The sequence below is a fragment of the Chamaesiphon polymorphus CCALA 037 genome, assembly GCF_003003845.1.
Taxonomy (GTDB): domain Bacteria; phylum Cyanobacteriota; class Cyanobacteriia; order Cyanobacteriales; family Chamaesiphonaceae; genus Chamaesiphon; species Chamaesiphon polymorphus.
The window spans coordinates 1-7,373 of the sequence record NZ_PVWO01000288.1 but is presented as its reverse complement, the minus strand read 5'-3'; the positions used below and the strand labels follow the sequence as shown (position 1 = coordinate 7,373).

The 7,373-nt window shown below is 47.2% G+C and carries 6 protein-coding genes, 1 tRNA gene and 1 pseudogene; 6 read left to right on the top strand and 2 right to left on the bottom strand.

Going from position 1 to position 7,373, the window contains the following annotated elements; genetic code table 11:
• The 5 genes and pseudogenes from C7B77_RS19225 to C7B77_RS19205 all read left to right on the top strand — a co-directional run.
• Positions 1-765: pseudogene (locus tag C7B77_RS19225) on the top strand (hypothetical protein); the annotation flags it as partial.
• A gap of 285 nt (positions 766-1,050) precedes the next feature.
• Entirely contained in the window at positions 1,051-1,701 is a 651-nt protein-coding gene (locus C7B77_RS19220; protein WP_106308452.1) for an alpha/beta hydrolase, read from the top strand.
• A 104-nt stretch (positions 1,702-1,805) separates the two neighbouring features.
• Complete coding sequence (gene isiD / locus C7B77_RS19215; RefSeq protein WP_015161851.1) at positions 1,806-2,021, top strand: protein IsiD; 216 nt, start codon at positions 1,806-1,808, stop codon at positions 2,019-2,021.
• Positions 2,022-2,123: 102 nt separating this feature from the next.
• Entirely contained in the window at positions 2,124-3,311 is a 1,188-nt protein-coding gene (gene coaBC / locus C7B77_RS19210; protein WP_106308449.1) for a bifunctional phosphopantothenoylcysteine decarboxylase/phosphopantothenate--cysteine ligase CoaBC, read from the top strand.
• A gap of 144 nt (positions 3,312-3,455) precedes the next feature.
• Positions 3,456-3,950 carry a GAF domain-containing protein gene (locus tag C7B77_RS19205; protein WP_106308446.1) on the top strand — a complete coding sequence of 165 codons (495 nt, stop codon included), beginning with the start codon at positions 3,456-3,458 and terminating at the stop codon, positions 3,948-3,950.
• Positions 3,951-3,991: 41 nt separating this feature from the next.
• Here C7B77_RS19205 and C7B77_RS19200 read toward each other — a convergent pair.
• Together C7B77_RS19200 and C7B77_RS19195 are read right to left on the bottom strand one after the other, a co-directional pair.
• A tRNA-Phe gene (locus C7B77_RS19200) sits at positions 3,992-4,064 on the bottom strand.
• 154 nt (positions 4,065-4,218) lie between these two features.
• On the bottom strand, positions 4,219-5,157 hold the full coding sequence (locus tag C7B77_RS19195; RefSeq protein ID WP_106308443.1) for a class I SAM-dependent methyltransferase: 939 nt from the start codon (positions 5,155-5,157) through the stop codon (positions 4,219-4,221).
• Positions 5,158-5,744: 587 nt separating this feature from the next.
• Between C7B77_RS19195 and C7B77_RS19190 the strand changes: the two genes are divergently transcribed.
• Entirely contained in the window at positions 5,745-7,334 is a 1,590-nt protein-coding gene (locus tag C7B77_RS19190; RefSeq protein WP_106308455.1) for a B12-binding domain-containing radical SAM protein, read from the top strand.
• The last annotated feature ends 39 nt before the right edge of the window (positions 7,335-7,373 follow it).

Genomic DNA, 7,373 nt, shown 5'->3' with positions numbered 1-7,373 from the left:
CGTCGGCAGCGTCAGATGTGTATAAGAGACAGGATTAATGCCGATCGATCGTGCGTTCCTGGTACTGTATTTGGCAGACTGCCCCAACGTTACGATCTGGGTCGATCTAGCGGTCAAAGTAACTATACCGATATCATGACAATTCCCCCCTCTGTGGCGCGTAAAGCCTACCAGGATGCGGCGAAGGGCAATAACTCAGATTTCTTTTACGTGCGCCGCTGGCGGAGTACCACAGGTGCCCCCGATGAATATGTCGCGGTGACTTGTAGGCTTTCTAGTGGTGGGGCGCGAGTACCTTTTAGTATTACTAGTGTCAAACTCCAAATTGCTGGCAAAAAACCGATTCCAACGATCGCAGTTGGCGAGTCGCTGCCCAATTTTGGTGCCCAAATTACCTACAATGGCACGGGCAGATTGAAGGGTAGATGGGAAGTAGTTTTACCAGGAGATCCGCCACCATCGCGGCGGGATTTACTGACAGAAGCGACTTTACCGATCGAAGAAAGAGGTTTGCAACGCCGTTATACTCAGTTAGATAGGTTCGATTTATTCTTACAACCGATCGGCCAAGTCTTTTTACCTGGGCCAGATCCCCGTAAAATACCTAAAGGTTTGACTGGTGCCCATCAAATTTTACTGCGGATCGAAGCGGCAGACGATCGCGAGGGCGATTCCAATATCGGTACGGGAACGGTTAATAGTGGCGGTGTCGCTGGTTTTCCGATGCCTGTTTTCCGCTATTTTATTACTCCTCCAGTCAAGTAATGCGAAAATCATATTCAGGCTCCTTAGATATGTGATATTCCAAATGAATAACCATACCAATTTCGGCTGCTTTGGTGGCATAGTAGATACTGTCTTGAGAGTCAAGAGGGAAGAGCAAGAAAATTAGGGTTGAAAGGTTGTCCAGATTTAAGCACCCCAAAGACCTGACGCAACAATTTGTGCGTTTCACTATAAATACGAATTAGGTCAAAAATCCCAGCAAAAATGAGCCAGATCGAGTTTTTTAATCCTTCACAAAATTAACCAAAACTATCTATTTCCCTGATGACTCAAATCGAAGCCAACAATCCACTCGACATTATTTTCGTTCCCGCTCGCACCGATGCACCCATAGGTACGATCGTGGTTTTGCATGGTTGGGGTGCCAATCATGACGATCTGGGCGAACTCGTACCCTATTTTAAGCTGCCCGAATATCAATTTCTGTTTCCTAATGGCATCTTCGACCACGAATATAGCGACGAGGGGAAAATGTGGTACTCATTTACAGGTGCGGGACAGTTAAACGATCGCAGCATCACTCAATTAGCTACCAGTCGTGAAGTTTTGACTACCTGGATTGAGTCTTTACCAGATAGTACGGGAATTCCGCTCGATCGAACTTGGATTGCGGGTTTCTCTCAAGGTGGCGCAATGACGCTGGATATCGGCCTAGATTTGCCTGTAGCGGGTCTAATCGTACTGAGTGGCTACTTGCATCAAAATCGATCGCAGCCTCTTGCTGCGCCTCCTGTCCTCATCGTTCACGGCAGGCAAGATGATGTCGTCCCAATTTCGGCGGCGCGCCAAGGGCGAGAAGTGTTGACTCATTGGGGAGTTAATGTCCGGTACCAAGAGTTTGACATGGGACACTCGATCGTGCCTGAAGTTTTAGATGTAGTGAGAAATTTTGTTACGGATCGATCGAATTTATAAACAAAATTGTTAATCCTGACTCGATCGATGGGTAATAATAACTAATAAGGCTAAGATTAAAGATAACTACCGAACTTTACCCAAATTGCGAGGAGGTTTTACCTATGACCGCGATCGAGATGTCCAAACGGAATCATATCCCCAATTTGACCACAGAAGAAGTAGAAGAACTAGCACTACGATTGGAAAGCGATGATTATCGCAATCCATTTGATGGATTGCAAGACTGGCATTTTTTGCGCGCGATCGCTTTTCAACGTCCAGAGTTAGTCGAACCATACATTCATCTGCTCGATTTAGAAGCATATGACGAAGCTTAATCTAGCGTCCCTAAATAAGATTTGGAAATCGAACAGCCATCCGAAAGGGCAGTGCCTCGCGCCTGCCCAGCTCTAGGGTGGAATTTTATTTAAGATTGCTACATGCGAGTTTTAATTGGGATTGGAGGGGGGATTGCCGCATATAAGGTATGTGAAATAATTTCCACTCTATTTAAAGCTGGAATCGAACTTAAAGTTATCCTCACAGCAGGCGGCGAGCAATTTATTACACCGCTAACGGTGGCAACATTATCCCGTCATCCTGCCTATACCGATCGCGATTTTTGGCAACCGATCCATCACCGTCCGCTGCATATTGAATTAGGTGAATGGGCAGATTTATTATTAATTGCGCCGTTGACGGCAAACACTTTAGGCAAGCTCTCACAAGGATTAGCCGATAATTTATTAACCAATACAGTTTTAGCTTCTACTTGTCCGATATTACTCGCTCCTGCCATGAATACGGAGATGTGGAATCAAGTGGCGGTGCAGCGAAATTGGCAACTATTATGTCAAGATCCTCGCTATCATGTTGCTGGAGCTGGCGTGGGATTGCTGGCTTGCGATCGAGTCGGGATGGGCAGAATGGCCGAGCCTGAAGAGATCCTACCCTATATTCATTCGTTGTTACACACTGGTGGCAAGCTCGATCTCGCGGGTAAACGAGTACTTGTCAGTACGGGTGGAACGCGCGAATTTTTCGATCCCGTCCGGTTTATCGGCAACCCAGCAACTGGTAAAATGGGACTCGCACTGGCTCAAGCCGCAGTGCATCGCGGTGGGATGGTTACGTTAATTCATAGCACATTACCAGATGTGCCGATCGATCGGCGCATTCAGCTAGTTCCGGCGATCGATAGTGTGGCAATGCAGCAACAAATGCTAGCACATTTTTCGGCAGCAGATCTAGTAATGATGTCAGCCGCAGTTGCCGATGTTAAGCCAGCTCATTATAGCAACCAAAAATTACCAAAAAAACTCTTACCGACCAAACTGGAATTAGATCCAGTCCCAGATATTATTGCCGAGTTGAGTAAGTTAAAACAACCCCATCAAAAACTAATTGGATTTGCCGCGCAGACTGGTGATATTATCACCCCCGCACTAGAGAAATTAGAGCGCAAAAACTTGGACGCGATCGTTACCAATCCAGTAGACTTACCAGATAGTGGCTTTGGTAGCGATCGCAATCAAGCAGTTATCCTCAAACGTAATGGCGATCGGATCGATATTTCGCCCTGCGCTAAACTAGAGATGGCACATCAAATTCTCGATGGCATCTTTTAAAAGTGGCGGTTGAATCTTCGCCACAACCTCTATGTCGAGCGGTTCGAGTACTTCCTGACTAATGAAGTATGACGATCTAATTTTTAACGTTGGTTATTACCCTGAGCGATCGCAAGACAATTGATAACATTTAGCAGACAACTTATGTCCGATCCAGCACTACAAATAATCTTCACTCGATTAGCTCGCGATTTAGCTAGAGATACGCTCATCCAAACAACTACCGACGAACTGCGAACCGCATTCAATGCCGATCGAGTGGCATTGTACTATTTTTACTATAAATGGTCGGGACGAGTTACTTTTGAGTCATTGAGCGATCGCCAATTTTCGATCTTGGGTTCGACTGGCCCCGATGGCTGTTTTAATGGCGAGTATGCCAAACTCTATGAGGAAGGGAGAGTACGAGCGATTCCCGATATCGAGTCAGAACCGATTGCGCCTTGTCATCGCGAGCATCTCCAACAAATCCAAGTCAAAGCCAATCTGGTTGTACCCATTGTCACCGAGCGCGGCTTGTGGGGATTGTTGGTAGCTCATAATTGCCGCTCTACCTATGAGTGGAGTACCGATGAGATCGTGCTAATGCAAACAGCCGCTGGGAAGCTAGCATTAGTACCGAGTATTTATAATAGCTAAAAAATGCAAAAACCCCACAATGTGTGTGGGGTTTAAAGTTATGCCAGGACGGAGATTTGAACTCCGGACACGAGGATTTTCAATCCTCTGCTCTACCAACTGAGCTATCCCGGCGCGCTGCTGTGTGAAAAATTCGCAACTTGACTAATATAGCAAGGTTTAAATAATTATGCAAGTACTTAGCGAAAATTAGTTCCGGGTAATAATGAAAATAGCAAAGAGCGATCTCGATCTCAAGCGTCTCCCGTCCACCCATCCACCCACATAGCTAGGAGGCTTTTCTGGCAATACAGGCGATCGACTGTGGTGCGGGGGGTGCGTTAGATCCACACAGTAGTTTAATTAAGTTATCGGTAAAACCCATGCGACCGGGGTCGCCTTGGAATAATTCGTCGCCCACATTGTGATAATGCGGGTATAGCTCGATCGAAAAACCTAACGGCTCTAGTGTGTCGATATACAATGCTGGCGTCACACCATCCCCTGGGTTGCGGTTGTGCAGCTCGGTCGCCAGTCGCAAAGCTTCCTCGCGAGGATGTGTATAGACTGTCGATCTTCCTGGCAACCAATACATGGGAAATCTTTTTCTAGCCGCTCGGATCGGCAATGCCAAGCCTCGGTACTCTGGCATGTTAGCCAACGGATCTTCATCGGTTATTAATAAGCCACCCGGTTTCACAATCCGTGCGGCTTGGCTCAAAACTCGCGCCATATCATCGCAATGATGTAATACGGCATTTAGAGTCACGATATCGGCAAAGCCATCAATTAAGGGTAGGTTGTGAGCGTCGGCAAGTAGCGGCGTATAACCCAACTGCATCGCATGTTCTAAGGCTCCATAACTGATATCGATGCCGAAGATCGATCGTGGCAAACCACCGACTGCGGCATACACGTTACCCGAGCCACAACCGATATCTACGACAATCTTGTCGTCCCAATTACCAATTGCGGCGCGCCAACGGTTGCCAAATTCTTCGCTACTATTTTCCGACCTGAAATATTTGGGGCCAAATTCTGGATCGCCAAAAAAGGTAGCATTAGCAATCATCCCCGGACTCCAATAGGGAATATCGCAGATCGGAATCCGAACCGATTTTCGGCTCTTGACTAGAGATGCTCGATCGAAAAGCTGCTCGGTATCGATATCGATGCAGGCATCGCTTGTCAAGTACAGAGCGACAGTCGAAGATGTTGTTGATGACATGACATTACACTACCGATGTGAAGTGTGCTAGATTGCAATCTCTGTAGGCACTCCATCTGGTAGCCGATCTGACTTGACGATCGGCCGATCATCATTACTGTGAAAGTTAGCTGGAACCCAGACACTAGGTGGCCAGAACTCAAAAAACCGGGGTGTAGTTTGGTGGGATCGTGCTTCGATCTCCCAAATCGAAGTCTTGTAATAATTATACTATATGTAAATTTTGGGGTAGTACGATCGGCGAATTGCAATGTAACAAATAGTGGATGACGATCGACGATCGAGCAAAAATTAGATCGACGTCAGATGGCCAGTCGCGGATCCAAGCTGGCACTCATAGAAATAGCCGCGCCGAAATGTGTAATTAGCTGCCACCAACCATCTCCAGCAATTAGGGTGAGTCATCTGTCAACAACACACCCATAGTAATTTCATGTTATTAATAAGTAGGATGGCGATCGATGTCGATAACTACAGTTTTAGCTCGTCTTGCTAGCAGCTTTTTGCTCGATCGGCTAGAACAGAGTGCGGCAATAGTTACTAGTTTTGAGACGATCGTAGATTATTATCCTATTTTCCAAAATTTTATGCGTGCATTGCTCGTTTATCCCCAATTTCCCAAGACTTTCTGGTCTTTTGAAAAGATTCTCGAACTAGTCGATCGCAAAGTAGTTTTGCCACCGTTAGGATTGGTGACAGTTGCGGCGATCTTGCCCCAGGAGTGGGAATTTAAACTAGTCGATCGCAATGTCCGGGCAGTGACTGAAGCAGAATGGGAATGGGCAGATATTGTAGTTATGTCGGCAATGATCGTCCAAAAGCAAGATCTCGCCGCCCAGATTACACTAGCCAAGCAGCACGGTAAATTAGTCGCAGTTGGCGGCCCCTATCCAACCTCCGTACCCCAAGAATCTCTAGTGGCTGGGGCAGATTTTCTGATTTTAGATGAAGGTGAAATTACCTTGCCGCTATTTGTCGAAGCGATCGCTAAAGGTGAGACTAGCGGCACTTTTCGGGCGGCTGAAGGGGACAAACCCGACGTCACGACGACACCAATTCCGCGCTACGATCTGCTGGAATTCGATGCTTACGATATGATGTCCGTACAGTTTTCGCGGGGATGTCCGTTCCAGTGCGAATTCTGCGATATTATCGTTCTCTACGGACGCAAACCACGCACCAAAGAACCAGCGCAAATTATTGCCGAACTCGATCGATTGTACGAGCTGGGCTGGCGCAGAGGCGTCTTCATGGTAGACGATAACTTTATCGGCAATAAGCGCAATGTGAAGTTATTACTCAAAGAACTCAAAGTTTGGCAAAAAGAGCACGGTTATCCATTCATGATGGATACCGAAGCTTCGATCGATCTGGCTCAAGATGCAGAATTGCTTCAACTAATGGTTGAGAGTAACTTTGCCTCCGTCTTCATCGGGATAGAAACCCCAGACGAAGCCAGTCTGGCCATGACCAAAAAATTCCAAAATACGCGCGGCTCGCTCAGTGACGCGATCGATACGATTATCCGTGCGGGATTGCGCCCGATGGCCGGATTTATCATCGGTTTTGATGGCGAACAAACAGGCGCAGGCGATCGCATCGTCCGCTTTGTCGAAGATGCCGCCATTCCCACGACCACATTTGCGATGTTGCAAGCCTTACCCAACACCGCTCTGTGGCATCGGTTAGAAAAAGAAGGGCGAATGCTCAAAGGCGATGGCAATATCAATCAGACGACACTGATGAATTTCCGTCCCACTCGTCCGCTCGAAGATATCGCTCGCGAATATGTCGATGCTTTTTGGCGGATTTACGATCCCAAAGCTTTTCTCGATCGCAATTACCGCTGTTTTCTGAAGCTAGGCGCGCCATTTGGCAAAACAGAAGCGAAATTCCCCGAGCTAATCGTTCTGCGCGCATTCTTGACAGTCATCTGGCGACAAGGAATCGTGCGCGAAACCCGCTGGATGTTCTGGCATCACCTCTTTGGGATTTTGCTAAATAACCCAGCCGTATTCGTCCACTATATGAGTGTCTGCGCCCACAACGAACACTTCCTCGAATACCGAGAAATCGTCCGCGACGAAATCGAAGCCCAACTAGCTGAATATCTCGCCACACAGCCAGAAGTATCTAGCAAATCGGCCTCGATGGATGCAGAAGTTAGCGTGCGGTAAAAAGAGGGTAGTGGATAGTGAATAGTGAATAGTGAATAG